Source organism: Oceanobacillus massiliensis str. N'diop (assembly GCF_000285495.1).
GTDB lineage: Bacteria > Bacillota > Bacilli > Bacillales > Amphibacillaceae > Oceanobacillus > Oceanobacillus massiliensis.
The window spans coordinates 23,753-50,269 of the sequence record NZ_HE610977.1; the positions used below are offsets into that span (position 1 = coordinate 23,753).

The 26,517-nt window shown below is 39.0% G+C and carries 30 protein-coding genes; 6 read left to right on the plus strand and 24 right to left on the minus strand.

Going from position 1 to position 26,517, the window contains the following annotated elements; genetic code table 11:
* On the minus strand, positions 1–244 hold a 244-nt coding region (locus tag OMHG_RS05730), incomplete at its 3' end, for an ATP-binding cassette domain-containing protein (RefSeq protein ID WP_010649105.1).
* Between the two features lie 196 nt (positions 245–440).
* On the opposite strand from OMHG_RS05730, the gene plsY reads away from it, so the two are divergent.
* From plsY to OMHG_RS05745, 4 genes are all read left to right on the plus strand, one after another.
* Positions 441–1,022 (plus strand): glycerol-3-phosphate 1-O-acyltransferase PlsY, encoded by a 582-nt coding sequence (gene plsY / locus OMHG_RS05735; protein ID WP_010649108.1) that lies wholly within the window; start codon positions 441–443, stop codon positions 1,020–1,022.
* A 126-nt stretch (positions 1,023–1,148) separates the two neighbouring features.
* Positions 1,149–2,081 carry a GTP cyclohydrolase FolE2 gene (gene folE2 / locus OMHG_RS05740; protein WP_010649109.1) on the plus strand — a complete coding sequence of 311 codons (933 nt, stop codon included), beginning with the start codon at positions 1,149–1,151 and terminating at the stop codon, positions 2,079–2,081.
* 5 nt (positions 2,082–2,086) lie between these two features.
* Positions 2,087–2,320: a membrane protein insertion efficiency factor YidD gene (yidD, locus tag OMHG_RS17790; RefSeq protein WP_010649111.1), complete on the plus strand. Its 234-nt coding sequence runs from the start codon at positions 2,087–2,089 to the stop codon at positions 2,318–2,320.
* Positions 2,321–2,350: 30 nt separating this feature from the next.
* The gene (locus OMHG_RS05745; RefSeq protein WP_010649120.1) at positions 2,351–2,638 is read left to right on the plus strand and encodes a HesB/YadR/YfhF family protein; all 288 of its coding nucleotides are present in this window, start codon (positions 2,351–2,353) and stop codon (positions 2,636–2,638) included.
* Between the two features lie 27 nt (positions 2,639–2,665).
* Here OMHG_RS05745 and OMHG_RS05750 read toward each other — a convergent pair whose 3' ends face one another.
* The 7 genes from OMHG_RS05750 to OMHG_RS05775 form a co-directional block, all read right to left on the minus strand.
* A complete protein-coding gene (locus tag OMHG_RS05750) occupies positions 2,666–2,965 on the minus strand; it encodes a hypothetical protein (protein WP_010649122.1) in 300 nt (99 codons plus the stop codon).
* Between the two features lie 2 nt (positions 2,966–2,967).
* A complete protein-coding gene (locus OMHG_RS05755; RefSeq protein ID WP_010649124.1) occupies positions 2,968–3,390 on the minus strand; it encodes an acyl-CoA thioesterase in 423 nt (140 codons plus the stop codon).
* A 124-nt stretch (positions 3,391–3,514) separates the two neighbouring features.
* Complete coding sequence (gene tlp / locus OMHG_RS05760) at positions 3,515–3,745, minus strand: small acid-soluble spore protein Tlp (protein ID WP_010649129.1); 231 nt, start codon at positions 3,743–3,745, stop codon at positions 3,515–3,517.
* A gap of 152 nt (positions 3,746–3,897) precedes the next feature.
* The gene (locus tag OMHG_RS19230) at positions 3,898–4,050 is read right to left on the minus strand and encodes an FbpB family small basic protein (RefSeq protein ID WP_147629044.1); all 153 of its coding nucleotides are present in this window, start codon (positions 4,048–4,050) and stop codon (positions 3,898–3,900) included.
* A gap of 117 nt (positions 4,051–4,167) precedes the next feature.
* Entirely contained in the window at positions 4,168–4,782 is a 615-nt protein-coding gene (locus tag OMHG_RS05765) for a TlpA family protein disulfide reductase (protein WP_049887936.1), read from the minus strand.
* A 195-nt stretch (positions 4,783–4,977) separates the two neighbouring features.
* Positions 4,978–7,689, minus strand: a complete 2,712-nt coding sequence (acnA, locus tag OMHG_RS05770; protein ID WP_010649136.1) for an aconitate hydratase AcnA — start codon at positions 7,687–7,689, stop codon at positions 4,978–4,980.
* Between the two features lie 267 nt (positions 7,690–7,956).
* Positions 7,957–9,057, minus strand: a complete 1,101-nt coding sequence (locus tag OMHG_RS05775; protein ID WP_010649138.1) for an ATP-binding protein — start codon at positions 9,055–9,057, stop codon at positions 7,957–7,959.
* A 245-nt stretch (positions 9,058–9,302) separates the two neighbouring features.
* Between OMHG_RS05775 and OMHG_RS05780 the strand changes: the two genes are divergently transcribed.
* On the plus strand, positions 9,303–9,761 hold the full coding sequence (locus OMHG_RS05780) for a DUF2621 family protein (protein WP_044476805.1): 459 nt from the start codon (positions 9,303–9,305) through the stop codon (positions 9,759–9,761).
* Positions 9,762–9,949: 188 nt separating this feature from the next.
* Here OMHG_RS05780 and OMHG_RS05785 read toward each other — a convergent pair whose 3' ends face one another.
* From OMHG_RS05785 to OMHG_RS05830, 10 genes are all read right to left on the minus strand, one after another.
* Entirely contained in the window at positions 9,950–10,417 is a 468-nt protein-coding gene (locus OMHG_RS05785; protein WP_010649142.1) for a CcdC family protein, read from the minus strand.
* 44 nt (positions 10,418–10,461) lie between these two features.
* Positions 10,462–10,824, minus strand: coding sequence for a response regulator (locus OMHG_RS05790; RefSeq protein WP_010649143.1), 363 nt, complete (start codon positions 10,822–10,824; stop codon positions 10,462–10,464).
* Positions 10,825–10,840: 16 nt separating this feature from the next.
* On the minus strand, positions 10,841–11,266 hold the full coding sequence (locus OMHG_RS05795; protein WP_010649146.1) for a Na(+)/H(+) antiporter subunit B: 426 nt from the start codon (positions 11,264–11,266) through the stop codon (positions 10,841–10,843).
* Positions 11,267–11,330: 64 nt separating this feature from the next.
* A complete protein-coding gene (locus OMHG_RS05800) occupies positions 11,331–12,035 on the minus strand; it encodes a cytochrome c biogenesis CcdA family protein (protein WP_010649152.1) in 705 nt (234 codons plus the stop codon).
* A 332-nt stretch (positions 12,036–12,367) separates the two neighbouring features.
* On the minus strand, positions 12,368–12,589 hold the full coding sequence (locus OMHG_RS05805) for a YneF family protein (protein ID WP_010649154.1): 222 nt from the start codon (positions 12,587–12,589) through the stop codon (positions 12,368–12,370).
* A 277-nt stretch (positions 12,590–12,866) separates the two neighbouring features.
* Positions 12,867–13,064, minus strand: coding sequence for a hypothetical protein (locus tag OMHG_RS05810; protein WP_010649156.1), 198 nt, complete (start codon positions 13,062–13,064; stop codon positions 12,867–12,869).
* 102 nt (positions 13,065–13,166) lie between these two features.
* The gene (sirA, locus tag OMHG_RS05815) at positions 13,167–13,622 is read right to left on the minus strand and encodes a sporulation inhibitor of replication protein SirA (RefSeq protein ID WP_010649157.1); all 456 of its coding nucleotides are present in this window, start codon (positions 13,620–13,622) and stop codon (positions 13,167–13,169) included.
* Between the two features lie 205 nt (positions 13,623–13,827).
* Entirely contained in the window at positions 13,828–15,831 is a 2,004-nt protein-coding gene (gene tkt, locus OMHG_RS05820) for a transketolase (RefSeq protein WP_010649158.1), read from the minus strand.
* Between the two features lie 127 nt (positions 15,832–15,958).
* A complete protein-coding gene (locus tag OMHG_RS05825; protein ID WP_010649159.1) occupies positions 15,959–16,192 on the minus strand; it encodes a DUF896 domain-containing protein in 234 nt (77 codons plus the stop codon).
* A 91-nt stretch (positions 16,193–16,283) separates the two neighbouring features.
* Positions 16,284–16,922: a YneB family resolvase-like protein gene (locus tag OMHG_RS05830; protein WP_010649160.1), complete on the minus strand. Its 639-nt coding sequence runs from the start codon at positions 16,920–16,922 to the stop codon at positions 16,284–16,286.
* Between the two features lie 284 nt (positions 16,923–17,206).
* On the opposite strand from OMHG_RS05830, the gene lexA reads away from it, so the two are divergent.
* A complete protein-coding gene (gene lexA, locus OMHG_RS05835; RefSeq protein ID WP_010649161.1) occupies positions 17,207–17,830 on the plus strand; it encodes a transcriptional repressor LexA in 624 nt (207 codons plus the stop codon).
* Positions 17,831–17,947: 117 nt separating this feature from the next.
* Here the strand turns inward: lexA and OMHG_RS05840 are convergent, their stop codons facing one another.
* From OMHG_RS05840 to OMHG_RS05865, 6 genes are all read right to left on the minus strand, one after another.
* Positions 17,948–19,717 carry a glycoside hydrolase family 2 protein gene (locus OMHG_RS05840; protein ID WP_010649162.1) on the minus strand — a complete coding sequence of 590 codons (1,770 nt, stop codon included), beginning with the start codon at positions 19,715–19,717 and terminating at the stop codon, positions 17,948–17,950.
* Between the two features lie 83 nt (positions 19,718–19,800).
* Positions 19,801–21,342 carry an arylsulfatase gene (locus OMHG_RS05845; protein ID WP_010649163.1) on the minus strand — a complete coding sequence of 514 codons (1,542 nt, stop codon included), beginning with the start codon at positions 21,340–21,342 and terminating at the stop codon, positions 19,801–19,803.
* A gap of 235 nt (positions 21,343–21,577) precedes the next feature.
* A complete protein-coding gene (locus OMHG_RS05850) occupies positions 21,578–22,504 on the minus strand; it encodes a formylglycine-generating enzyme family protein (RefSeq protein ID WP_010649164.1) in 927 nt (308 codons plus the stop codon).
* A gap of 150 nt (positions 22,505–22,654) precedes the next feature.
* The gene (locus OMHG_RS05855) at positions 22,655–23,581 is read right to left on the minus strand and encodes a carbohydrate ABC transporter permease (RefSeq protein WP_010649165.1); all 927 of its coding nucleotides are present in this window, start codon (positions 23,579–23,581) and stop codon (positions 22,655–22,657) included.
* A gap of 1 nt (position 23,582) precedes the next feature.
* A complete protein-coding gene (locus OMHG_RS05860) occupies positions 23,583–24,458 on the minus strand; it encodes a carbohydrate ABC transporter permease (RefSeq protein ID WP_010649166.1) in 876 nt (291 codons plus the stop codon).
* Between the two features lie 66 nt (positions 24,459–24,524).
* Complete coding sequence (locus OMHG_RS05865) at positions 24,525–25,820, minus strand: extracellular solute-binding protein (RefSeq protein WP_010649167.1); 1,296 nt, start codon at positions 25,818–25,820, stop codon at positions 24,525–24,527.
* Between the last annotated feature and the right edge of the window lie 697 nt (positions 25,821–26,517).

Consider the following 26,517-nt stretch of genomic DNA (forward strand, 5'->3'; position numbering starts at 1 on the left):
GTACATAGCCGATATTCCATCTCAATTCATGTATATTGTAATCTTTTATGTTTTTATCATCTATGTAAATTGCTCCTGATGATGGCTCGATAAGCCGGTTGATCATTTTCATCGTAGTCGTTTTTCCGCAGCCGCTTGGTCCAATTAGCGTTAGGATTTCCCCTCTTTTGACCTGAAGTGAGAAATCTTTTATTGCCTGTGTACCATCAGCATATACTTTAGATACATTCTTAAATTCAATCATAACTTTCCTCCCTGTTAATTCTAAACTACCCTATGATAATTTATATTAAACCAATTTACCAGGGAATGCCTGTAAAATGGATTGGCTAATATTTTGGTTCTTTATCTTAGTAGTTCGTGCTAAAATAACGATAGAACTTCACATCGCTTAAAAATGTTAAGTATCCAAATTACTAATCATGAAAGTAGGAAAATCGATGGAATATATTTTATTTGGAATCATTGCTTATTTGTTAGGATCCATCCCTTCAGCATTAATTGTCGGAAAGGCTGGTTACAAAGTTGATATACGGGAACATGGGAGCGGGAACCTTGGAGCAACAAATACCTTCCGGGTACTCGGTATGAAGGCAGGTATCATCGTGACCCTTGCAGATATCTTAAAAGGGACTGCAGCTACATTGATTCCTCTGCTGTTTGATGCAGATGTTTACATACTTGCTATTGGTCTATTAGCCGTTGTCGGACATACATATCCCATTTTCGCCAGATTTAAGGGCGGAAAGGCAGTCGCAACTTCATCAGGGATAATTTTAGGAATATACCCGCTATTGTTTGCCTTGATGATTGCAACCTTTCTAATAACGTTATATTTATCTAAGTATGTATCCCTCTCATCGATAATTACCGGGATTATAAGCCTGTTCATTTCATTCTTTTTTCATGACATTGGACTTATTATCATTATTTCCCTGCTGACTGCCTTTGTCATTTATCGGCATAAGGAAAATATTAAACGTATCAAAAATGGAACCGAACCCAAAATAACTTGGATGTAAAACCGCTTAAGGGTAATTATATAAATTGAATAATTAGCTTGCATTCAGTATACTTAAAGTCAGTCAAAAAGCCAAAAGATGCAGGCTACTGATTAGAAATTTTAATGTTAGAGAGGGGACTCTGCCTTGCAAACTAAAATACTCCCGCTTAAACAATTGCCGACCAAAAAACAGCGGCATGAATTGTTTGGTTCTGTCCAGCCTGCTGAAAAAACCAAACCAATTGAAAAAAATCAAATGGCAGACATACAAAATACTAAAAAAGACTTTCTATTTCATTTGGATGCTGTTGGTATTTCGAATGTTAAATATCCGGTTATCATTACAAGTAAGGTAAATCCAGAATTCCAGACAAGTATTGGCACATTCAAGTTCTCCTCCAGCTTGTCCAATACGAGTAAAGGAACCAACATGAGCCGTTTTATGGAACATCTGAACCATTTTCATGAACAAGGGAATGCCGTTAACGTGGCAAATCTCAGTACATTTGCTAAAGAATTGTCGGAACGTCTTGATCAGAAAGATGCTACCATAGACGTTTCCTTTCCATGGTTCTTCGAAAGAAAGGGGCCGAATTCAGGTTTGTCAGGTTTAAACCATGCTGAAGCAGGAATTCGTGTTACCTATCATCAAGAAGATGGGTATACAGCTACCGTATCGTTATCTGGACAAATTACTACACTTTGTCCATGTTCAAAAGAAATCAGCGAATATAGTGCCCATAATCAGCGTGGTGAAGTAAGCATGGAGGCGACCTTAACCGAGAACTTTAATGAGGAAGAAACGGATTGGAAAGAAATGCTTCTCGAAGCTGCCGAAAGCAATGCCAGCGCAAGACTCCATCCAGTCCTCAAGCGGCCGGATGAAAAAATGGTAACAGAACAGGCTTATGAAAATCCTCGATTTGTCGAGGATATTGTCCGGCTGGTGGCTGCTGATTTATATGAAATGCCTTTTGTTGCAAGGTTTAAGGTTTCGTGCAGAAATGAAGAATCCATCCATCTGCATGATGCAATTGCATCCATCAGCTTTGATAAGCTGAACGACACAATCGAGTAGAAACAATGAAATTTATCTTTATTGGACTCATTAAATTTTACCGGTTGGCTATCAGTCCATATACTCCATCAACATGCAGATTCTACCCGTCATGTTCGGAATACGGTCTGGTGGCATTCCGGAGATTCGGAGCAATTAAAGGGGCTTATTTAACGATTAAACGAATCAGCAAATGCCATCCATTACATCCTGGTGGCGTGGATTTCGTTCCTGAGAAAACATCCAAGCATGATAAATAGTTTTTCTAACGAGAAAAGGAGCTGTCGTAATTGAAACTGGAGATAAGCAACGAAGCTGCAAAATGGTATAGAGAAGAATTGGATGCTGAAGACGCCACATATTTACGTTTTTTTGTACGTTATGGAGGAGTTGGAGGCAAGATTCCAGGGTTTTCTCTCGGAATAAAAAAAGATGATCCAAAGACCATTCATTCAACCGTAAAAGCAGAAAACATTCATTTCTATATTGAAGAATCGGATATATGGTATTTTGAAGACAGTGATTTGGTTATAGACTTTGATAAACAGCAGCAAGAACCTGTTTTGAAATATGTATAAGGAAAAGGCGTCCCCCTTGGACGCCTTTTATAATTTGAATTTTTCCAGTTGGTCCCATTTGTTTTCCTTTTGCAATACCTCTTTTTGGAGATCGCCAAACAAGTCATAATGCGGATATTTTTCATCTTTATGAATCCATTGTTCCTGCAGGCCATAAGTTTCACCCCAGGCTATCAATTTATCGATATCGCTGCATCCCGCCTTTGTAACTGTATTGCATCCCGGGAAACGGTCGTCAAGCCAATAATGCGTTAAAAAATCAATATTGCCATTCGCCACATTTCTTTTCCATGCGACTAACTCATTTCTCTTTAATCCAAAGGCCATCTTTAATCACCTTCAATCTGACTCATATACGCTTGATGCCATTCTGGAAATGACCTTCTTAAGGAAATTGGCCGGAATGAATCTTTCTTTACTACTGCATGCTTTGTAGTACCGCTCACGGCAGTTTCACCACTGGAGTTCAGAATTTGATAGCCATATTGAGTCCGAATTCCATCATATTGTTCGAGCCAAGTTTCAACAAAAGCTTCTTCACCATAACGAATGGGCTGTTTGAACGAAAGCTGTGCGTCGAGTACCGGTGAGACAACTCCTTTTTCCTCTATACCTGCATAGCTCAATCCCAATTCTTCAATATATTTCGTTCGGCCAATTTCAAACCAGACCAAATAATTCGCATGATAAACAACACCCATTTGATCTGTTTCCTGGTATCTTACTTCAATTGGAGTACGTACTTTCTTCACTTGCATTTCCCCCTAGTTAATTACTTCCATAATCGTATCATAAAATGGGCAGGAAACCGTAAATACTGCTTAAGCTGAAAAAAATACCTCAAATCATGTCTGGATTTGAGGTATTGTCTTCAATTTATTCATGCTGGTTGCGATATTCATCCTTAATTTCTTCACGAAATCCTTCAATGGCCTCTTCTCTTTGCTTGTTTTTCGCCATAATTTGCTCTTTCTCCTGCCCTGAAGCGGATTGCAGCGTATCATGGGACTTTTCGATATTTTGAATGGTGTCCTGTACCATACTTTGCAGTTTTTCTGCATTATCACTGCGATCATCCGGGTTTGGCTGAAATGGTTTGTCTGTCATTCATTACGCTCCTTTCTATTCCTTATATTCGTTTATCTTTTCTTAAAATCAAGATCCTATACAAAAGTAGTTAAAGTCATGGATTGAATTATAAGTCCATGTATCAAAAGAAAGATGCTGTTTCTCCCCGTATTGGAGAAGCAGCATCTTTCTTATTTTTCGTTTGCTCTTCTAACTGTTTGTTGCATCTTCATATCCATGTTATTCTCAATTCTTTCCAGGAGCATTCTATCCTGCAATATTTGCTTCCTATTCTCAGCTACCAACTCGTCAAAACTAAGCTTCTTTTTAAGAGAAATGGCAATCCACTCCTTTTTTTAAGAAGTATTGCCATTTTATTAAAAATTTATAATTAAGTATTTCTAAAAGTCAGCCAGAAGTAATAAATACAGTTATCGTTCATCAGTATTTACCTGTCGACATTAGTTCAATTTATGGAGCATCTCTTCCATAAATTCATAGTCCATCGGGCCAATTTTCCTGCTCTGCTGTACGATTCCATCTGTGCCAATGAAATAGGATGTTGGGGCAGCATATATATTATATTCTTCTGATACGGTTGCTTTCCTGTCCAGTGGAACCACATATGTAAATGAAAATTCAGCGATAAAGTCAGCAACATCCTGTACATTCTTCTCCTTATCTGTCATGTTCACTGCAACAATTTCCACCTCATCACCATATTCCTCGTAGAACTTCTGCATTTCAGGCATTTCTTCACGACAGGGCGGACACCATGTATACCAGAAGTTGAGGATTACTTTTTTACCCTGAAGGTCTGATAACCTGAATGCTTCTCCGTCCAGGGTCTCTAGTTCAAAATCAGGTGCCGGCTCCCCAGGCTCGATGCCAATACTCTCTATAGGAGCGATTGCTCCACCTTCCGCATTAGAATCACCTGATTCATTATTTATATTTGTTTTAGAGTCACCTTGTTCCTCGGTTTTTTGCTCAATGAAGTTGCCAATGACAACTCCCGCTAAAACGATAAGTATCATTAAGCCAAACATCTTTTTAAACAACTGTTTCTCCCCCATAGCATTGCTGCACATTTCATTAAGATAAATGTATTCCACCCTATCGTATGTATTAAAGAGGCGTTTGTAAAGATACATGGCTCAGTTTTCATAAATTATACACTTTTGCAGAATAGTGTTTCGATATTTGAAAATCATTGCAGAATATCAAAAAAATTGCCCCGGTAAACTAGACCGGAGCAATTTCATGACATATTATGCTTTCATTTTCTCACGAAGTACCATACGAAGAATTCCACCATGGCGATAGTAATCAATTTCCACATCGCTTTCGAATCGGGCAACAGCGTTAAATTCAGTTGTCTTCCCAGATTCGTCGATAGCAGTTACTTTCACTACATCACGAGGTGAAATCGTTTCATCGATTTCAACATTGAATGTTTCTCTACCAGTTAAGCCAAGTGTTTTAGCATTTTGACCTTTTTCAAATTGTAATGGCAGTACTCCCATCATTACAAGGTTAGAACGGTGAATGCGTTCAAAGCTTTCTGCAATAACTGTTTTAATCCCTAAAAGATTTGTGCCTTTTGCAGCCCAGTCACGGGAAGAGCCCATTCCGTAATCCTTACCGCCCATTACAACAAGACCTGTTCCATCCTGTTGATATTTCATTGCTGCATCATAGATTGGCATCACTTCGCCAGTTGGCCAGTATGTGGTATAGCCACCCTCTGTACCAGGTGCCAGCAAGTTACGAATCCGAATGTTTGCAAATGTACCGCGCATCATAATTTCATGGTTACCGCGACGGGATCCATAAGAGTTGAAATTCCTTGGTGAAACTCCTTTTTCCTGCAGATATTTCCCTGCAGGCATATCCTTTGCAATTGCCCCGGCTGGAGAAATATGGTCTGTTGTAACAGAATCCCCAAACAGTCCAATGGCACGCAAATCATGGAGCGCATCAACAGTACCCGCTGCTTTACCCAATCCTTCAAAGAATGGTGGATTCTGAATATACGTTGAATCCTGATCCCACTCAAATAACGGTTCATCTGTCGTGTCGATTTCATTCCACTTTTCGTTGGAAGCAAAAACATTTTCATATTCTTTACGGAAGATTTCAGGAGTAACAACACTATGGACTTCCTGTTTGATTTCTTCCATTGTTGGCCAAATATCATTCATAAAGACATCATTGCCATCTTTATCTGTACCAAGCGGCTCTTTCGTCAAGTCGATATCCACTGTACCGGCTAAAGCATAAGCAACAACGAGCGGTGGTGATGCAAGGTAGTTGGCTTTAACAAGCGGATGGATCCGTCCTTCAAAATTTCGGTTACCCGATAGAACAGAAGAAGCGATCAGATCACTGTCCATGATTGCTTTTTCAATCTCTTCACGTAATGGACCGGAGTTGCCGATACATGTTGTACAGCCGTAACCGACGAGATTGAAGCCTAACTGATCTAAATACGTCTGTAATCCGGCGTCTTCCAGGTAGCGTGTAACAACTTTGGAGCCTGGAGCCAGCGATGTTTTTACATAATCCGGTACTTTAAGCCCTTTTTCTATAGCCTTTTTCGCTACTAAGCCTGCACCGAGCATAACATATGGATTTGATGTGTTTGTACAGGATGTAATAGCTGCTATAGCAAGCGCGCCCGTTTTCATTGATGATGTCTTACCATCCGGATGCTGTACGATAGCCTGCTTGTCAAACTCAGATTTGTCCATCCCAAATCCCTGGTTTCCTTCAGGTGCCGTAATCGCCTTGTTGAATTCTTTTTTCATATTTGAGAGCGCAATAAGATCTTGAGGACGCTTTGGTCCAGAAAGATTTGGTTCAAGCTTTGAAAGGTTCACTTCGATTACCTTTGTATAATCAGGATCTTTTTGATCAGGTGAGTACCATAAGTCATTTTGTTTACAGTATGTCTCTACCAGTTTGATTTGATCTTCACTGCGACCTGTCAAACGAAGATAGTTCAAGGATTCTACATCAACAGGGAAAAATCCGCATGTTGCTCCGTATTCCGGTGCCATATTGGAAATAGTTGCACGGTCTGCAAGTGGCATATCCTGTAACCCTGGACCAAAATATTCTACAAATTTCCCTACTACATTTTGTTCACGCAGTACCTGGGTTACCTTTAAAGCTAAATCGGTAGCTGTAGTTCCATTTGGAAAGCTTCCTGTAAATTTGACACCGATAACTTCCGGTGCAGGGAAGTAGGATGGCTGACCAAGCATTCCAGCTTCTGCTTCGATTCCACCTACACCCCAGCCAAGGACACCTAGACCGTTGATCATCGTAGTGTGGGAATCAGTTCCTACCAGCGTATCCGGATATGCATCATATTCTCCAGCTTCATTTTCCACCCCGTGCACAACATTTGCCAGATATTCCAGGTTAACCTGGTGGACGATTCCTGTTGCAGGCGGAACAGCACGGTAATTATCAAATGCTTTCTGCGCCCAGTTCAAAAATTCATAACGCTCTGCATTACGCTCAAATTCTAAATCCATATTTGCTTTCAGCGCATTTGCTGTACCATATTGGTCAACTTGTACAGAGTGGTCAATAACAAGGTCAACCGGAACCTCCGGATTGATTTTATTTGGTTCTCCGCCTAAATCAACCATTGCCTTTCTTAATGATGCAAGGTCAACAACGGCTGGTACGCCTGTAAAATCCTGCAGAATGACACGGGAAGGTTTGAACGGAACATCTTCAGCCGTCCCCTTCTTTGTTCCCCATTTTGCAAGTGCTTCTACGTGCTCATCCTTAATCTGATGTCCATCATGCTGGCGCAGTAAAGATTCCAGCAGTACGCGGATAGAGAACGGTAAACGCCCTACTTTACCGAGCCCTGCTTCTTCGAGATTTTTTAAACGGTAGTAATTATACTTCTTGCCGTTTAAGTCAAACTGTTTTTTAGCATTGTAAGCATTGTTGCTAGTCATGTTTGTTACCCCTTTCATTTGTTTCTCTGTCTGTCACATTATCAATCAAAAAAAGGATTTCTGTGACTGTATTTCTTTCCAATTTTCAAAAAACCTGCAAGCAATAATTAATCATTAGACCTTCAATACTAATAATATAGGATTCTATCATTTAAAACAAATGATTCTTGCTATTAGCTATATACAAATATATTATGTAAATTGATAACTATTGCTTATCGGAAAATAAAAAGGTTCTTAAAACAAGTTATCATCATTTGAAGTCTCTTAGATGGTTTGTGGAAACGCAAGCTGAAATGTCGTGCCTTTTAGTGAGTTAGACTGGATGTTCAGGGTAGCATCATGTGCATCTAGAATCTGCTTTGTGATGACGAGGCCAAGCCCTGTTCCGCTTTGCTTAGTAGTAAAAAAGGGCTCTCCAAGCTTATGCAGAATTTCCTCGGGAATCCCTTCCCCTTCATCTGCAACCAATATTTCAACTCTATCATCAAAAGAGTAGACTGATAATGTTATCCTGCCACCTGAGTTCATTGCTTCGATAGCATTTTTCACTAAATTAATTAATACTTGTTTAATTTGGGAACGGTCACAAAGTATTTCCGCATGTACCGGACGTTCAAACGTTAATTCAATATTTTTTAGCTTTGCCTGGGGCTCTAGTAGAACTATGACATCTTCTATCATCTTATCTACTTGTTCTTGCTTTCGATTGTTGGTTAGCGGTTTTGAAATAAACAATAATTCTGAAGTAATTGATTCGATTTTATCGATTTCCTCGATCATTACATTGAAATATTCTTCTTTATGGCTCACTCCCGCCTGTAATAATTGCAGGAACCCCTTTAATGAAGTCAGCGGATTCCTTATTTCATGAGCAATCCCCGCTGCCAGCTGCCCTGCAATATTCATTTTTTCCGATCGAACCATCATCTCTTCTGTCTCCTGTTTATATGTCACATCTCTTAACAGCACCAATATATAGGCCGTATCATCACTGACGTCTACATAATGCTCATATGCGCAGTCCAGTCTTACATATCTTCCATCGTTATTAAGAACGTTAAAGCTCACATTTGTACTCTCTCCGTTTTTTTGATTTCTTACATAATTAATATCATCTTCTGGCACCTTCTCATACCAGTATGTTCCAATCAGTTCGGATGGCTTGTATCCCATAATCTTTTCAATGGATGGTGTTGCAAACAGCAATTTTCCTTTTGAATCCACAAGTAAAAATGCAGCATCGGTGTTTTTGTCAATCCATTCAATTATTTCTGGGGGTAGTTCCGCAACTTTCTCTATATGACGCAAATTATTACGATGTTTAGCATATTTTGCAGGTATATCATCACTGTTATTAAATTCCATAACTATGCCCCTTCCAGAATTATTTATTCCATACTGTTGTTATACTACTATGATTATCATGAATAGAATATGACACTTGTGTATATGGTTTGGTCACATTATAATTACTAAAGAAGAGATTCTAAGAAGGCTTATAATTAATAGTAATCTTACTATAAATATAACAAAAAATAAATTAATTATCATAATATTATCAAAAATTCATAAGATTTTATCCAAATTTTAATAGAGAATCAGGTGAAATTATGTCAATAATAATTGTACTTTGGGGGTTTCTGCTAATCAGCCTTATGGCAATCGGCGGATATTTTATGTTTCGCAAATTCCTGAAAAAGCTGCCAAAAGATGATGGAAAATCGGTTATGGATTGGGAAGAATATTATTTCGAACAGACCATACATATGTGGAACACTGAAGAAAAAGCCTTGCTTGAAGAATTGGTGTCACCGGTACCTGAACTGTTCAGAGATGTGGCAAGACACCGTATCGCAAGCAAGATTGGAGAGCTTGCGTTAAAGAAAGAACAGAACAGCATCTCAAAGTCTACTCTAATTGAAGGCTATATTCTTGCTACACCGAAAAGAGATCATAAATTCCTCAGGAAGAAGCTTAAGCAGAAGAAGATCGACAGCTCTCCTTACGAGCATCTTTTCAATCAGTCAAAATCCGATTATATGGAAGACTGGCGATCCAAATACAAATAAAATAAGACTGTAGCCAATCGTTTAAAACGAATTGTGATACAGTCTTATTAAATTTACATGATATACAATTTCGTAATGCCTAAAAATCCATCCAAAAAATCGCCTTAATCCTCCTGATTGTATCCACACAGACTACAATGAATGAAGAAGACGATTATTTCATGGACGGTTCTGCAGCTGAAAATCGATTAACTGAAGCTCACCTTTCTTAATTGAAGATATCGATAGAGCATTGCTAATCTCCAAGTGATGATCATGCCAAAAGCCAGTATAAAGAACATTCCGCTTGTCTCTCCCACACTGATCTGACTGCCGATGATTAATTTAATGATCAGCCTTACGACCAGCAAACTTATCAGTATTACCGGAAATGCCTTTGATGGTTTTAAATAAATATCACTGCCGCGCACTTCGAATCTCGATGCTTTAATAAGAAATAACGAAAAAAACATTCCTACCAGAAAGGCCTCCAGTACCTGAATCCAGGCAACATGGAATTCCGGGAAAACAAACATCAGTGCCCCGGTGCTCATAAAAACAGGTGGCAAGATTATCTTCTTGACTGAAGCTGGTTTTTTGGATGCTCTTAAACGCACAACAATCATTGCAGAAGCCATACATGCTGCAATAATAGTGCTTGCCACTAATAAAAACATATTGGATCACTCTCTCATAAATATGTATCAAGCATGTCTCACTATTAGCGATTCAGTACTCGATTGACCGTGTCTAAAACCCGATTCTCATCAAATGGTTTCACAATAAAGTCTTTGGCTCCTGCTTCAATCGCTTCCACTACAACTTTTTGCTGCCCCATTGCCGAACAAACGATGATTGTTGCCCTATCCTCTATTGATTTGATGCCTTTAATCGACTCTATTCCATTCATTACAGGCATCGTAATGTCCATCGTAACCAGGTCAGGTTTCAGCTTTTTATATAATTCAATCGCCTCCTGGCCGTTCTCAGCCTCTCCGACAACATGATGTCCGTTGCTTTCAAGCATTGAGGTGAGTGTAGTCCTTATAAATTTTGCATCATCAACAACAAGTATGTTTGCCATCTAAAATCTCCCCCTTTTATTGGTCATCTGCAATGGTCAAAATGATGGTCATCATGACACCGACAACTGTAAAATAAACACCGAAGTCAAATAGCATGGCCGTTGCCAGTTCCACTTCACCAAATACAGGGAAAGTGAAATAACCGAAAGTATGTGATAGGAATGGTACATTAAAAATGAACGAGCCGATACCGGTTCCCACAGCCAAAAGCAATCCGATTGGGATGAGCATCGTATAATTGACCGGCAGCATTTTTTTTACGGTTTCGATACCATATGCCATATATAATAACAATATTGCGCCAGAGGTCATCAATCCTCCGACAAATCCTCCTCCGGGTGAGTTATGCCCCGCAAGAAGCAGGTAAACTGCAAATCCTAGCAGAATAAAGGCGATTAAAGATGTGGTCGTCTGTAAAATCATATTGTTTGGTTTGTACATAGAAATTCCCCTTTATGCTCCAAATGTCTAATTCAATAGTAATATAACACCTGTTAAAAATCCATTAAAATCCTGTAAAACCAAACCAGCCTGCCAAAAAGGCAGTAAGCTTCGTCATCCAATCAAAGAAAAGGGCGATTCCCATAAAGATCATTACCCATCCACCGATTTTTACCATCAACGAACTGTGTCTTCTAATCCATTTCATTTTACCTATAAATAGGGAGAGAACTAAGAATGGGATAGAGAATCCAAGTATGTAGCTGATCATCATGACCATCCCTAAATCCGGATTTGTGGCAGCCAATGATAGGACAATAGCTAAGATCGGACCAGTACATGGTGTCCAGCCAAGCGAGAAGGCCATTCCTATAACGAATGAACCAACAAAGCCTGCAGGACGGTTCTTAAAGTGAATTTTTCTATCCTTCATCAGAAAATCGAAGTTAAGCACCCCTACGATTACCAATCCAAAAAAGATAATCAGGATTGCCCCTATTTGTCTGATGATATCCTGATACGTTATCAGGAATCCAGAAATATAGGTGGTTGTGAATCCAATCATTATAAAGATGCTTGAAAACCCTAAAAGAAAACAAATCGTATGTATCAATGCCTTTTTACTCATTTTTTTATTATCATCTTTTAATTCACTTACACTCATACCCGTAATATAGGACAAAAATACCGGGTAAAGCGGTAATACACAAGGCGAAATAAATGATAGGAACCCCGCTCCAAATGCGAGAAAAATATTTATCTCTGACATAATAATTTCATCCTCCTTAACATTCCTTTACTATTTTAACAGAACTAAACGCAAAAGAAACCAATTCAATTTGATAAAAAGAAGAATATTAGCAGGATGGAACCAACTAAACATGTGATGCTCCTTCTGCTCTTCATTTTTCAGAAGAGCATAACAATCAAAGTGAAAATAATATAATAAAAAAACCACTTCATTCTGCTATACTCTTACAGAAAAAGTGGTTTTAAGAAAAATTGCCTAATTGATATATAATGGCTAAGAAATATTAATCAAATACCTTTATGTAGAATGAAATATATGTTAACGTCCCTCAAACCCTTATGTATCAAAGGTTACTTCTCGTTTTGATTACTCATTGCACGCATCATTTGATTGATCTTCTTCTGGGATGGTTTTTGTCCCATTTGCATCATTAATGTCCGAAGCATTTGCTCATTGATTGGTGGATTCTTCTTCAAATAATTCATCATATATTTTCTCGCAATAAAAAATCCAAGAGCAACACCAACAATTAACGCGGCTATAGCAATTAGTACGATCCAAATTGTGCTCATTTCTAGAACTTCCTCCTTCGTGTTGTCTCTTATACAGTATATTAAATTAGCGGTAAGAATACAATCCATTAAGAAAAGAATGTTATAAAATTAATCAAAGTCCATTTATGTCAATGATTGTATTTTAATTTAATGGTTATATAATATTAAAAATGAAAGCTCTGCAAGTATGGTATCTGCAGTTAAAAAGATAGCCCAGCAAATACAGTACGCAGCATGAAAATAACCCAGTATAATCTTCACACTGGGTTAGGGAGGTCCTACTTCTCTGTTTCAGTTAAATGACTGGCTGCTCAAATATTAATATAGCAGTATTACTAATTTTTTCCGTTCCAAAATTCCCCCCTTGAAAAACAGAGTTGAACTTAATATCTCTTAATGTGACACCATTTTTCGTTTCATCAAAAATGGCTTTGTTCATTTTTTCTTCAAGGTCATATGTATTTTCGGCATATACTACTCTTGTAAACGACAAATCAATACCTCCTTCCTGTCTACATATTTCGACAGGAAGGTTAAAAGTCCTGCTTTTTATTCGGTTAAATATATTCCTAGGTTGCTGCTATGGGATATCAGGTTACCTGTATGAATACAATACCTGAGTCCGATCATTATTTTTTTGCGTAATCGGAGAGATCCATCCATAATCATTTATGTTCTTCCCTTGAACGAACAGGTTAGGGTATGAACTATAGAGCATCGGGAAAAGCAGCATAACTGCTTCCTGCAGATTTTGACAGCGAAAATTCAATATGCCGTTTTCCACCTGAAGTAGCATGAATTGGTTTTTTCTGTATATATAAATCAATTTCCCAACCGAATAGACCGTAATATTATCTGGTGCATGCTTTTTCAAGTGGGAATAAATACGCGGAAAAGAAATTTGCCGAGTAACATAACGATATTGGGCTTTCAAATCGTTTCTGACAGGATTTGCTTCATATTCTTTTAAGAATCTCATGAGAATGTCACTTTTATGGAAGTAACGGTTTGCTACTTCTTCTTTTATCCAATAGATAGAGTACTCGTTCATATTAAATCCTCCCTCTTGACTCTATTATAAGAAAAGGCGGATCAAAAACTTGTCATATTATAAGGCAAAATAAAACTATTTTTGTCGAAACTGCATAAATGTGTACAAAAATACATCTATTTATAGCTCTATCAAAAAAAGATGGCTCCCAAAAGGGGAACCACCTCATTAAATCATTTCATCAATAGTCATAAAGATAACCATATTATTTTAAAACTTTTTCTACATGTTTTACGACATTTTCTACAGTAAAGCCATATTCTTCAATTACTTTATCGCCATTTGCAGAAGCACCGAAGCGGTCAATGCCGATAACAGCACCTTCATCCCCAACATAACGCGCCCAGCCAAATGATGCAGCCATTTCAATTCCTACACGAGCTTTCACTTGTGGTGGAATAACTTCATTTTTATAAGTTTCGTCTTGCAATTCAAAACGGTCCCATGAAGGCATGCTGACTACACGAACATCAATACCTTTTTCTTTAAGAGCATTTTGCGATGATACAGCAAGCTGCACTTCAGATCCAGTTGCAAGTAAGATTGCATCCGGTGTTTCCTTTTCAGAATCACTTACCACATAAGCACCTTTTTTAACACCCTCGTAGGCATTCTCACTTGTTCCTTCCAGGTTAGGAAGGTTCTGTCTTGTCAAGACCAAAGCAGTAGGCTGGCCTTTTGATTCTACCGCAAGTCTCCAAGCTGCCTGTGTTTCATTTCCGTCAGCAGGTCTGATCAGGGACAATCCAGGAATTGCCCGTAAAGCTGCCAGATGTTCAACGGGTTCGTGGGTAGGGCCATCCTCCCCAACTGCAATTGAATCATGTGTGAATACATAGGTAACAGGAACATTCATAATGGACGCTAAACGGATTGATGGTCTTAAATAATCGCTGAATACAAAGAAAGTACCACCGAAAACTTTCAATCCACCATGCAATGCCATACCGTTAAGTGCTGCTCCCATCGCATGCTCACGTACGCCAAACCAGATATTTCTCCCAGCATAATTGATACGTGAGAAGTCGTCCTCGCCGTTCATCTTTGTTTTATTGGAACCGGCTAAATCTGCACTTCCCCCAAAGAAATTAGGGACTGATTTTGCAATCCCATTTAACACTTCACCAGAAGATGCACGTGTTGCCAATGCTTTATCTGTCGGCTGGTATACAGGAAGATCCTTTTCCCAATCAGCTGGCAGCTCATCCTTCAATGCCAATTCAAATTCTTTGGCTAGCTCTGGATATTTTGCCTTATAATCATTCAGCAATTTATTCCATTCCGCCTCTTTTGCAGCACCTTTTTTAACGATTTTTTCATCAAAATCTGCATAGACCTCTTCCGGAACGTGGAAATCCTCATGTGTCCATTGATAGAATTCTTTTGTCAATTTAACTTCATCCAGCCCAAGTGGTGCACCATGTGAGGATGCTGAAGCCGATTTATTAGGTGAACCATATCCAATTATTGTCTTCACTTCGATCAATGTCGGCTGGTCTGTATTTGCCTGCGCTTCCTTGATAGCACTTCTGATTGCATTTAGATCATTGCCGTCTTCCACTTGGATAACCTGCCATCCATAAGCCTTGAAGCGCTGATCTGTATTATCAGAGAACGATTGGTTCAATTCCCCATCTAGTGAGATATCATTTGAGTCATACAATGCAATTAATTTACCCAGACCTAAATGTCCAGCAAGGGATGCCGCCTCATGGGAAATGCCCTCCATTAAGTCTCCATCACTTACAAGTGCATATGTATAATGATCCACGACAGCGATGTCGTCTTTATTAAATTTAGCCGCAAGATGCGCTTCTGCCATCGCCATTCCAACAGACATTGCAATTCCTTGTCCCAATGGTCCAGTTGTAGCTTCTACACCATCCGTGTGATTCACTTCGGGATGTCCCGGGGTTTTTGAATCCCATTGACGAAAGTTCTTAAGATCATCGATTGTAACATTATATCCCGATAGATGAAGAAGGCTATAGAGAAGCATCGATCCGTGTCCAGCGGAAAGGACAAACCTGTCTCGATTAAACCATTTTGAACTTTTCGGATTATGATTCATAAAGTCGGTCCACAATGTATATGCCATAGGAGCAGCCCCCATCGGGAGTCCCGGGTGACCGGAATTGGCATTTTCAATCGCATCTATAGCCAGTGTACGTATCGTATTAACTGAGAATTGTTCAATATTATTTGACATCATTATTACCCCTTTCAATTTGGAAACCTAGTATCCACATTCATTCTATAATGAAACTTCTCTTGCAACAAGTAATTTCACCTTGTTCGTTTAGCGGCCAAATTACAGTCTATCCTCAAAATCATTTCTAATGTTTTTTGTTTCTCTCCTGAAGATCACGTACTTTTTGCGGGGTTACATCATTGCCGGCAGGATCAATGACAGTCATTGTTTTAAACTGATTTTTGAAAGAGCTGCGTACATTGTTCAAATATTGCTCCCTCAGTTTCTTTTGTTCCTCTTTTTCCTTATCTGTTAGTCCTTCATTTTTGGCCTTTTTAGCCAATATATTAATGCGCTCCAACTTTTCTTTAGATAGCATTTTTTAGCCTCCCGGTTTGTTTTAATCATATCAAAAAGGCAGGAATATGATCATCCCTGCCTCTTCATCGTACTCTACCGCCATTGGTTATTCAAGTATTTTGAAACTCCCTGTATCTCCTGTGAACGGTTGCTTTTGAGACATTATAGCCTAATCCATTTAAAGTCTTTGTTATCTCATCATATGTAAGTTTATTTTCACGAAGCCGCACAACCTCTTCGATTGGAAAGGAAATACGCTCCCTTCCAGGCGCCTTATCAAGATTGGATAAGTTTTGCCTCGGATCATAGCCCTCGCTTATTGCCTTTTTCATGCCTCTTTTAATTTTCATATTATGAATCTTGCGCTGGTATTCTTCCACTATCCCAACAATCTGCAATACCATGGAATCTGATTCCGTCAATTCCAGCTCTCCTTCATGTATCGCAGAGTAGATAGGGATGTTTAATTTTTGAAGTTGATGGAACAGGGCAATTTTCGTATTCCCCCTGCCCAGCCTTGTTTCATCCTGTATCAGGAGGCACTGTGCTTCCTCCCGGGAAAAACAATCAAGCATTTGAAATATCCCATCCCGTTCAATTTCATATCCGCTTACCTGTTCTTCGATACATTTGACTACCGTAAAGCTATATTTCTCAGCAAGCTGGAGCAATTCATTTTTCTGCCGTGCCAATGAAGTCTCCTGCTCTTTTTTGTCTGTACTGACACGACAGTAAATTACAGCATTCAATCTAAGAACCTCCTGCTCTGAACTAATTATCCACTTGTTACCATGGAGAAGTATAGAAAAGCTAATGTTAACGCAAAAGCAACTAAATAAAAAGCATCCGATTTTGAAATTTTTTCAAACATGTAAAGTCCCCCTCAATATTTTTTAGAACGACTGTTCGCTTAATAAAAAGTATACTACCGAACATATGGTCTTGTCAACATTTTTTAGAACGAATGTTTGCTTATTCATATGTACAATGGTAAACTATCATTAATAAATCCTATGTGAGAGGTGAACACTAGATGACAAAACTTTCAAATAGACAACAATTGATTCTTGATTTTATAAAAGATGAAGTTAGACAAAAAGGATATCCACCTTCCGTTCGAGAAATTGCCGTTGCTGTTGGCCTTGCTTCCAGTTCTACTGTCCACGGACATCTTGAAAGGATAGAGAGCAAGGGGTTTATCCGTCGGGACCCTACAAAACCAAGAGCAATTGAAATTCTTGATACAGATGAGGATAACCACATTCCAAAGGATGAAGCTCGCTATGCCCCGGTAATTGGGAAAGTTACAGCGGGTCTTCCGATAACTGCTGTCGAAAATATAGAAGAATTCATTCCTCTTCCAAGTTCCACTTCAAGTCCTGACGATAATCTTTTTGTTTTGGTCATTGAGGGAGAAAGTATGATAGAGGCAGGTATACTTGATGGTGATATGGTAATCGTCAAGCAGCAGAATACCGCTGATAACAGTGACATCGTTGTTGCAATGACAGAAGACAATGAAGCAACAGTAAAACGATTCTTCAAAGAGAAGGGACATATTCGCCTGCAGCCTGAAAATGCAACGATGGAACCTCTAATCTATGAAAATGTAAGCATCTTGGGGAAAGTAATCGGCCTATACAGAAATATCCATTAAAAAAGAGAAGCTATGACCAGTTAATCGGGTCAGGGCTCCTCTTTTTTAATTGGAATATAAACAAGAGATCCATCACTTTAAGTGGTGGATCTCTTGCTATAGGTTTATTGTCACATGCTATTTAGTTGAATCATTGATTTCCTTGATCTTTCCTAACTCTATCTTAGGTGTTCTATCTTCTTTCAATAGCCCATTAACTTCCTGCTGGACATCCGTTATTTGTGTGTAACAGTAACCAGTTATATAAGGTATGGATTTAATAGCATCTGTGATACTTCGATATCTGCTGAGGAATTCCGCCTCTGTATTGACTTGATTCCCATATCCCCAGCCGCTTTCATCGTTAAAGGCAATTCCCCCGTATTCAGTAATCATTATAGGCTGCCCTTTATATTCGTAGCCATTCGCAAATGCATACCTCTTATTGTTATGAGGTAATTCATTATTTATTATACTATCTTTGTCTTTATAGCGTTCCAGGAACAATTCCCCAAGTTCTTCGTAATCATGAAGTGCAATAATATCTGAAACCGTGTGTTCCCAACCATCGTTCACGATAACCGGGCGCTGTGAATCAATTGACTTTGTTAAATAGTAAATTGATTCCGTAAACGCTTGCTGCTTTTTATTGGATGAGATATTTGGGACGCCCCATGATTCATTAAATGGTACCCATGTAATAATAGATGGATGATTATAATGCTGTTGAACGATATTCAGCCATTCTTTCGTAAAGTTCTCAATAGCCTCATCCGAAAACTCATACGTAGCAGCCATTTCCGACCAGACCAGTAACCCTTTTCTATCACACCAATATAAAAAGCGTTCATCCTCAAGCTTTTGATGTTTACGGACTCCATTGAAACCCATCTCAATTGTTTTTTCTATATCCTCCAGTATGGCATCGTCCGATGGCGGTGTAAGCATCGTTTCCGACCAGTATCCTTGATCTAAAAGAAGTTTCTGATAGAAAGGTTCATTATTAAGAAGCACCTGTCCATCCTTGATTGAAATTTTCCGCATACCAAAATATGAATCTACTTCGTCTAGTAATCTCCCATTTTCATATAGTTTAAATGTAACATCATATAGATTGGGGTGCTGAGGAGTCCAGTGCATAACTTTCCACTCATGTAAATCGGAATGAATATCCACTCCAAAACTCACACTCGAACGATCTGGTGTAATAGAAAATTGTTTTACTGTTTCACCTGAAAAACTGATTGTAGTTTCTAAAGTCAAATCTTTACTAAATGAACCGCTCAATGCATAATCAAATTGGACAGAATGCGCATCGAAATCAGGAGTGATTTTTACATTGTCAATACTTGCTTCATTCAAGAATTCAAGCCAGACTGTTTGCCATATCCCTGTTGTCTGCACATACCAGCACCCGAAATTTTCATCTCTCCAACGTTGTTTCCCTCTTGGCTGGTAGCAGCTCATACTATCTTCTGCTTTTACAACAAGTTCGTTCTTCTTTTTATAATCAATCGCATCCGTAATATCAAAAGAAAAAGAAGCGTTCCCACCAATATGATTACCGATGTATTTACCATTAACCCATACCTTTGTTGAATAATCCGATGCCTGAAATCTCAAGATTGTCCTTTTTCCTATTTCAGCTTCTGGAATTTCAAATGTTCTTTGATACCAGACATAGGGATGGAAAGCTTCTTCGCCAATTCCACTTGCTGTCGTCTCATACGTAAACGGTACCTGTATATCCGTTGTAAAGCCCGGCTTGTTCGTCCATTGCTCTTTCTCCCCTATATTCTCATCATCAAATGCAAACTTCCACGTTCCGTTCAGGTTTTTCCATGAAGTTCTTTGAAATTGAGGACGTGGATATTCTGTGCGTTGATAGGTTGCAATTGTTTTTGTCATGTGAATCTCTCCTTATTTATCGTTTTAAATGATAGAAAACAAATATAAAATAATCTATTACTAGGCGATGCTATTGTTTAAAATCAATACACTTTAGATCGTGGATACACGTCCGTTCTAGCAGCCCAATCCCCCCACTTTTGCTTCATCTGTTCTACCAGTTCAGGATATTCATTTGCCAAATTATTCATCTCGGTCCGATCATTATTCATGTTGTAAAGTTCCCAGTCTTTTTCTTTTATTTTCACAAGTTTCCACTCACCATCGCGAATGGCACAATGGTCCTCATGTTCGAAACACAATATTCGAGGTTCGGTAGGCTCTCCTTTGAAAGCTGGCATCAGGCTCCTTCCTTCCATCGGGAGTATCTTGTGCCCTTTAAATTCCTCTGGATATGAAGCTCCGGTAATATCGATAAAAGTAGCCATAAAATCAATAAAGTGACCTGAATAGTGCTCGATCTCTCCTCTTCGTTTTACCTCTTCTGGCCAGTGGGCAATTAAGGGCGTACTAATTCCGCCTTCATGTGCATAGTGCTTATACATACGAAATGGCGTACTGCACGCATTTGCCCATCCGGATCCATAACTATGATAGGATTCGGGTCCACCCATCCGATCCAAATCTTCTTTTCGATGCAAAAAGTTTGAAGTTGTTATCCAGTCGTCAAATCCCCATGGATCCCACTCCGCACATGCCCCATTATCGGAACAAAACAGTATCAATGTATGATCAAGTTCATTATGGTCCCGAAGATTTTCAATTACGCGGCCGACATTCTGGTCCATCCGGTCAACCATGGCGGCATAAATAGCCATCCGCCGTATCAAATCTTTTTTTCGGTCTGGATCAATGGATTCCCAGGCTGGATTGACTCCGCTAATGTTACGGTCCCGATTCCAATATTCTGAGCGTGGCGTCAATTGCATATCCTTATCCATTGTCTGTAATTGTTTCATTCTTTCTAACCGTTCTTCCCGTATCCTATCCCATCCTTTTTCATATATTTTTTCATATTTTAAAATGTCCTCTTTCGGTGCCTGCAATGGAAAATGTGGCGCATTATAGGATAGGTATAGAAAATAAGGCTGTTCATCACTGCGAGACTCCTCGATGAAATCCAATGCATGATCAGTAATTGCGTCTGTAGCATAAAATTCACCGTCGGAATAGCTTCGTTCTGGCCGCCCTTCAGGTAAGCGAACATAATTCTCCTTGTCCCAAAAACTCGCAAATCCTCCCAATAATCCATAAAAGTCATCAAACCCACGTTCAGTTGGCATACGCTCTCCAACATGCCATTTGCCTGATAAGTACGTGTGATAACCACCCTCTTTTAAAACTTCTGCAAGCGTGACACACTGGTTTTTCAAATAGCCGCGGTATCCTGGTGTTTCTCTATCCTCCGTCATTTCCCCTATACCAGCTTGATGCGGATACAAACCGGTTAATAGGGAAGCACGGCTCGGACAACAGCGCGCTGAATTATAGAATTGAGTGAAGCGTAATCCATTGTTAGCCAGTTGATCCAAATTTGGTGTGCTGATTTCACCTCCATAACTGCTTAAATCAGAAAACCCTAAATCATCCGTCAAAATCAACAAAATATTCGGATTGTTTTTCACCGTTTTCGCCCTCCAAGTATGAGTAATATTACATCTATCATTTAATAACCAAATTTTTTGCTTTGAATTGTCTGCTGCAGACAATTCATTTTTCTATCCAAAACTTGCACTCCCTCACTAAATCCCGAGGCAATCAGTAAGCTAATCTTGAACTCTATCTATTCTTTCTCCACCAGTCCAGCCATTTTAACAGCCGTTTGGATGGATTATGCACTGGAATCCCTGTCTGTCTACGTCATCCATCACGTACACAACGAAAACCTATATTCCCCGCTGAACTATCCATCGTATTTGAACTCCTTGCCGCTACACGATAACGATTGCAATAGGATTGATGGCATAGATAGGATCCACCGCGCATGCTCTTCTGCGTCTGGTTGTCTTGATTGAACCAATCTGAACACCATTCCCATACATTTCCCGACATATTATAAAGCCCATAATTATTTGGCGGAAACGACTTTGCGGGGGCTGTGCCTAAATAGCCATCTTCTTTTGAATTATATTGCGGAAACTTTCCCTGCCAAATATTGCAGAAGTGCTTTCCATCCGGAGTTAGCTCATCTCCCCATGGATATTTTTTCTGTTCAAGTCCTCCGCGAGCAGCGAATTCCCATTCACGTTCTGTCGGCAGACGCTTTCCAGCCCAATCACAAAAAGCCGTGGCGTCATACCAGGATACGTGTACAACAGGATGGTCCAAACGCCGCTCAATCGTCGACCCTTTCCCTTCAGGCTGATACCAGAAGGCATCTTTCACAGCATACCACCATGGCACATCCTGCAATTGCTCTTCATCATTCAATTGCTCGAGGGTCAAAAATTCATAAAACACAAAGGACCAGCCAAATTTCTCAGCCACTGTCTGATAATTCGTTTCATCAACAAAGCGTTTGAATTCCCTGTTGCTAACGGCGTGATTATCAATGTAGAATGGTTCTACTTTAACGTTTCTTATTGGGCCTTCCCTGTCAGATGGAAACCCCTCTTTATCCTCCGTTCCCATTAATAAATCACCACCAGGTAGATGCACCATTTTGTCTTGATACCTGACGTTTCCCGTCTGAATATCTGAAGGGGCTATTCCATTACGGCTTCTTCTGGAAATATCCGATCTCCTTACTGAGCAACATGAACGTGTTTCCATCTCCTTATTACGCATAGACCACACCCCCTTTAATTAATTGGTTCGATATGAAAAATGATGTGGATTCGATTCATGGATCAGGATCTACTGGTTTAAATTGTTCTTTGAAATTGCATCAATTGCCGCAGTGGTGGCTTTTCGGAATATATGTCCGTTTTCTATCGATTACCCTTTTAGCCCTGTAAAACTAATTCCTTTAATGATTTGTTTTTGAAAGATCAAGAACACGATAATAACCGGAATGGAGGCGATAGCATTAGCTGTCATTGGCAACACATATGCCTGTGAGTAGCTGGAATTAAATACTGGAAGACCTACTGGTAACGTATAGAGTTCTTCAGATAAGATTGACAAGTACGGCCATAAGAAATTATTCCAAGACCCAATAAATGTAAAGATAGCTATCGCCGCTAAGGCTGGCTTGGCAAGAGGCAAAGCGATTTTATAAAACAGTTTAAAATTTGAACACCCATCCATTTTTGCACTTTCAAATAGTTCTTTGGGTATGCCATCGAAGAAACTCTTTAATATGATTACACCCAGTGGTGAAGCGATCATCGGCAGAATTAGTCCTGCATAACTATCAATCAAGTTTAAACTTTTCGCTGTTTCATATAGTGGAATAATGGTGGCTTCCCCAGGAATCATTAAGCCTATTAGAAAGAATATAAAAATAGTATTTTTGAAACGGAATTTCATTTGAGATATTGCAAAAGAAGCTAATGATGTCACAATTAACGTTAAAATTGTTGTAATAAGGGCTACGATAAAACTATTGAATGTCCATCGAAGTATTAACGTTTCGGAAATAATATTTGTGTAATTTGAAAATGTAAATGGTGGCAAAAACCATTCTATTGCATTCGCTGTACTGTATCCATCTGGTTTTATGGAAACAAAAATCATCCATATGATAGGAAAAACGAACAGGACTCCCGCAGCAATCGCTATCGTAATTTTGACAGGAAGAAATGGATCACGATTCCTGTTCAATTGTTTAGATTGTTTCTTTTTATTATTTGTTTCCCGCCCATTCCTTTTCTTGATTGGTTTTTGTTCATCTATAATTGGAATTGGATTCGGTTGTCCCATCTTACCTCTCCTCCGATCTATGTGGCCTTAGCTGGATTATCGACAAAATCAGCAGGATAAAGAACAGTGCAAAAGACATGGTAGCAGCATACCCTAAATTATTTTGTGTGAAGCCAGTTTCATAGATATATTGAATGAGAGGTCTAGTTGCTCCGCCAGGCCCACCGCCAGTGATTAGCATAATTTGTGCAAATACTTTATATGAAGCTAAAACCTGCAACAGCAAAATCACTTTGGAAATTGGCTTAAGCTGCGGCAAAGTAATATACCAAAACTGCTCCCAGCGACTTGCTCCATCTATTTCACTTGCCTCGTATAATGCTTCTGGAATATCCTGCAGTGCTACAAGGAATAAAATCATATTTGTCCCAACCGTCCACCATAATGTAACAACTACAATCGTAATCCAAGCAAGGAATTTATCGGCCAGCCAAAAAGGCTCGGCTTCCATTCCTATAGTATGGAGGATGGTATTAACGAATCCGTTATATGGCTGCAGCATAAAGATTGCCAGAAAGGAAATAACCGCGACAGATAAGATACTCGGAATAAAATAAGCTCCTCTGAAAAAGGTTTGAAGCTTCGTATTTAAGTTAGCAAGCAATGCTAGTCCTAGTGCCAGCAGCATCATTGTTGGTGTTGTTAAAACAACAAATAGTGTTGTATTTCCAAGACTTCTCCAGAAATAAGGATCACTGAACATGGCCGTAAAGTTTTCCAACCCTATGAAGTCCACTTTGCCAATTAGTGACCAATCATAAAAGCTCATTTCCAACCCTTTGATAACAGGGAATATAGTGAAGATTAGGTATACGATTAAAAACGGCAATAGAAAAGGAACGGCCTTCATATCCTGTATCCATAACTTATTTTTCATAAATAGACTCCTTCCCCTCAAAAATCAAGAGCTCCTAAAGTAAATTAGGAGCAATGACCGTTAAAATTATTCTCCTATTAGCGCTTTTACTTCATTTTCAATTAGGTCAAACGCTTCCTCAGGAGAAGCCTCATCTGTCCAAATTAAATCAAGGTTGCGAATAAGTATGTCCTGAATACCGCGAGCATGAATGGTTTGGTCTGGAAAATTAACATAGTTTGCTACTTCTGCATAATCACTGCGATACGGAAGTTCAGCATATTCTTCCGATTCGACAATGGATGTTTTTGCGGGAATATGACCTGCCTCGGCCCAATTTACACCTTTATCTGTAGCGTAGTCCATAAATTCAATGGCACCTTTTTGAACTTCCGGATCTGCATCTTGATTAGTAGGAATCACAAAGGTATGCGAATTACCAAATGCACTGTCCTGACCAAATATATTTGGCGCAGGCATTGCTGAAAAATCTAAATCTTCAGTAGCCTCCCAGGTACCTGTTGCCCATACTCCAGTAGAAATAGTGGCTGCATTGCCAGACTGGAAATCAGCATAGAAATCCGCTAAGTTTAATGGAATAACCTCATACTTATGCCATAAATCATGCATATAATTTGCAGCTTCAATTGCTTTTTCAACATCAAGTACATATTCTGGGTTATCCAAATCATCCGTTACGATATTCTCCCCGCCTAATTGGCTATAGAAGGAGAACCATAATCGATAGGAATCGACACCAGCCGTAGAAAACGCCATTGGAAATTTACCTTCTGGCAATTCTTCTTTAAGTGTTGTCAGAAACTCAACAAACCCTTCTGGAGTCTGTTCCATTTTTACACTTCCATCTTCATTCAGAAGTCCTGCATCACCGACAAGCTGGTTATTCACGAAAAAAATATGCGGGTGTGTATCGATCGGTACAGCAAAGTGCTCTCCATCGAAAACTGTCGATTCCAAAATGTTTTGATTGAAATCTTCCCAGTCCAACCCAACTTCTGTACCATATGTGTCCAATTCCTGGACAAGCCCCTGGCTAACTAATTCCGGCAGCACATTCGTATGAGATACAGCCAAATCCGGTCCTTTGCCTGCAGAAACACTTGTAATCAGCTTGGTATAATACTCTTCAAATTCTTGTTGAACATTGTTTATGAAAATCTCTTCCTGACTTGCGTTATATTCATCAACAATCTCCTGCATAAAATCCGCATCACCGCCACCAAACAGGTTCCACATGACAACCTCTGTAGCACCCTCTGGCACCTTAACCTTCCCACCAGCATCATCTGTTCCGCCGCTACATCCGATAAGTGCGATAGCAGTTAAAACTATCCCAATAAATAACACTAACCTCATCTTCATCATTGAATCTCCCCTTTACATTTCAATAATTATAAATTAATGGATACTGTTGTTCCTTCCTCCTTTCATTGTTTATGAACAAAGCAGACAGGACATCCTTCAATGTATTCGCTTTCATAAGAAAGAAAAAATAAAAAGGTAAACATGTATTAATTAAATTAATTAACTAATTAAATAATAAACACAAACTTTTAGCTTGTCAATGGTAATTGTTTGACTAATTAAAAAAACTTAAAATTGTATCGTTATAAAATTTACTTGATTTGTATCATAACCATTAAATATTCTGATAATAAACATTAGTTAATTAATTTAATTAAAGCTTATTATAAACATGGATTTTATGTATGTCAATTAGGTTTTAATACTTTGGGGAGGATTCTATCTACCTTGAAATAAACGAACGTATCAGGTTTATTTAAAGCCCTAGCTTTCCCCTTGTGCTCATATCTGTCGGATTGCACTTTCTTCATTTAGGTTAGTTTGGTGTCCAATTCCTTGCTACCCCCAACACTTCTGGATGATTCGATTTTGCTGAGCATAAACTTTACGGCATTGATGTGTTTCCGCGAAATTCAGCCGGCTTTTGCAAATCAATCTTATTGAACCAATATCCAAATTTATATACAGATCCATCCCTCCCCAAGCAGCACAAGATTCGGTAGTATCTTCCATTGATTAATTTGCTCCTTTCTTT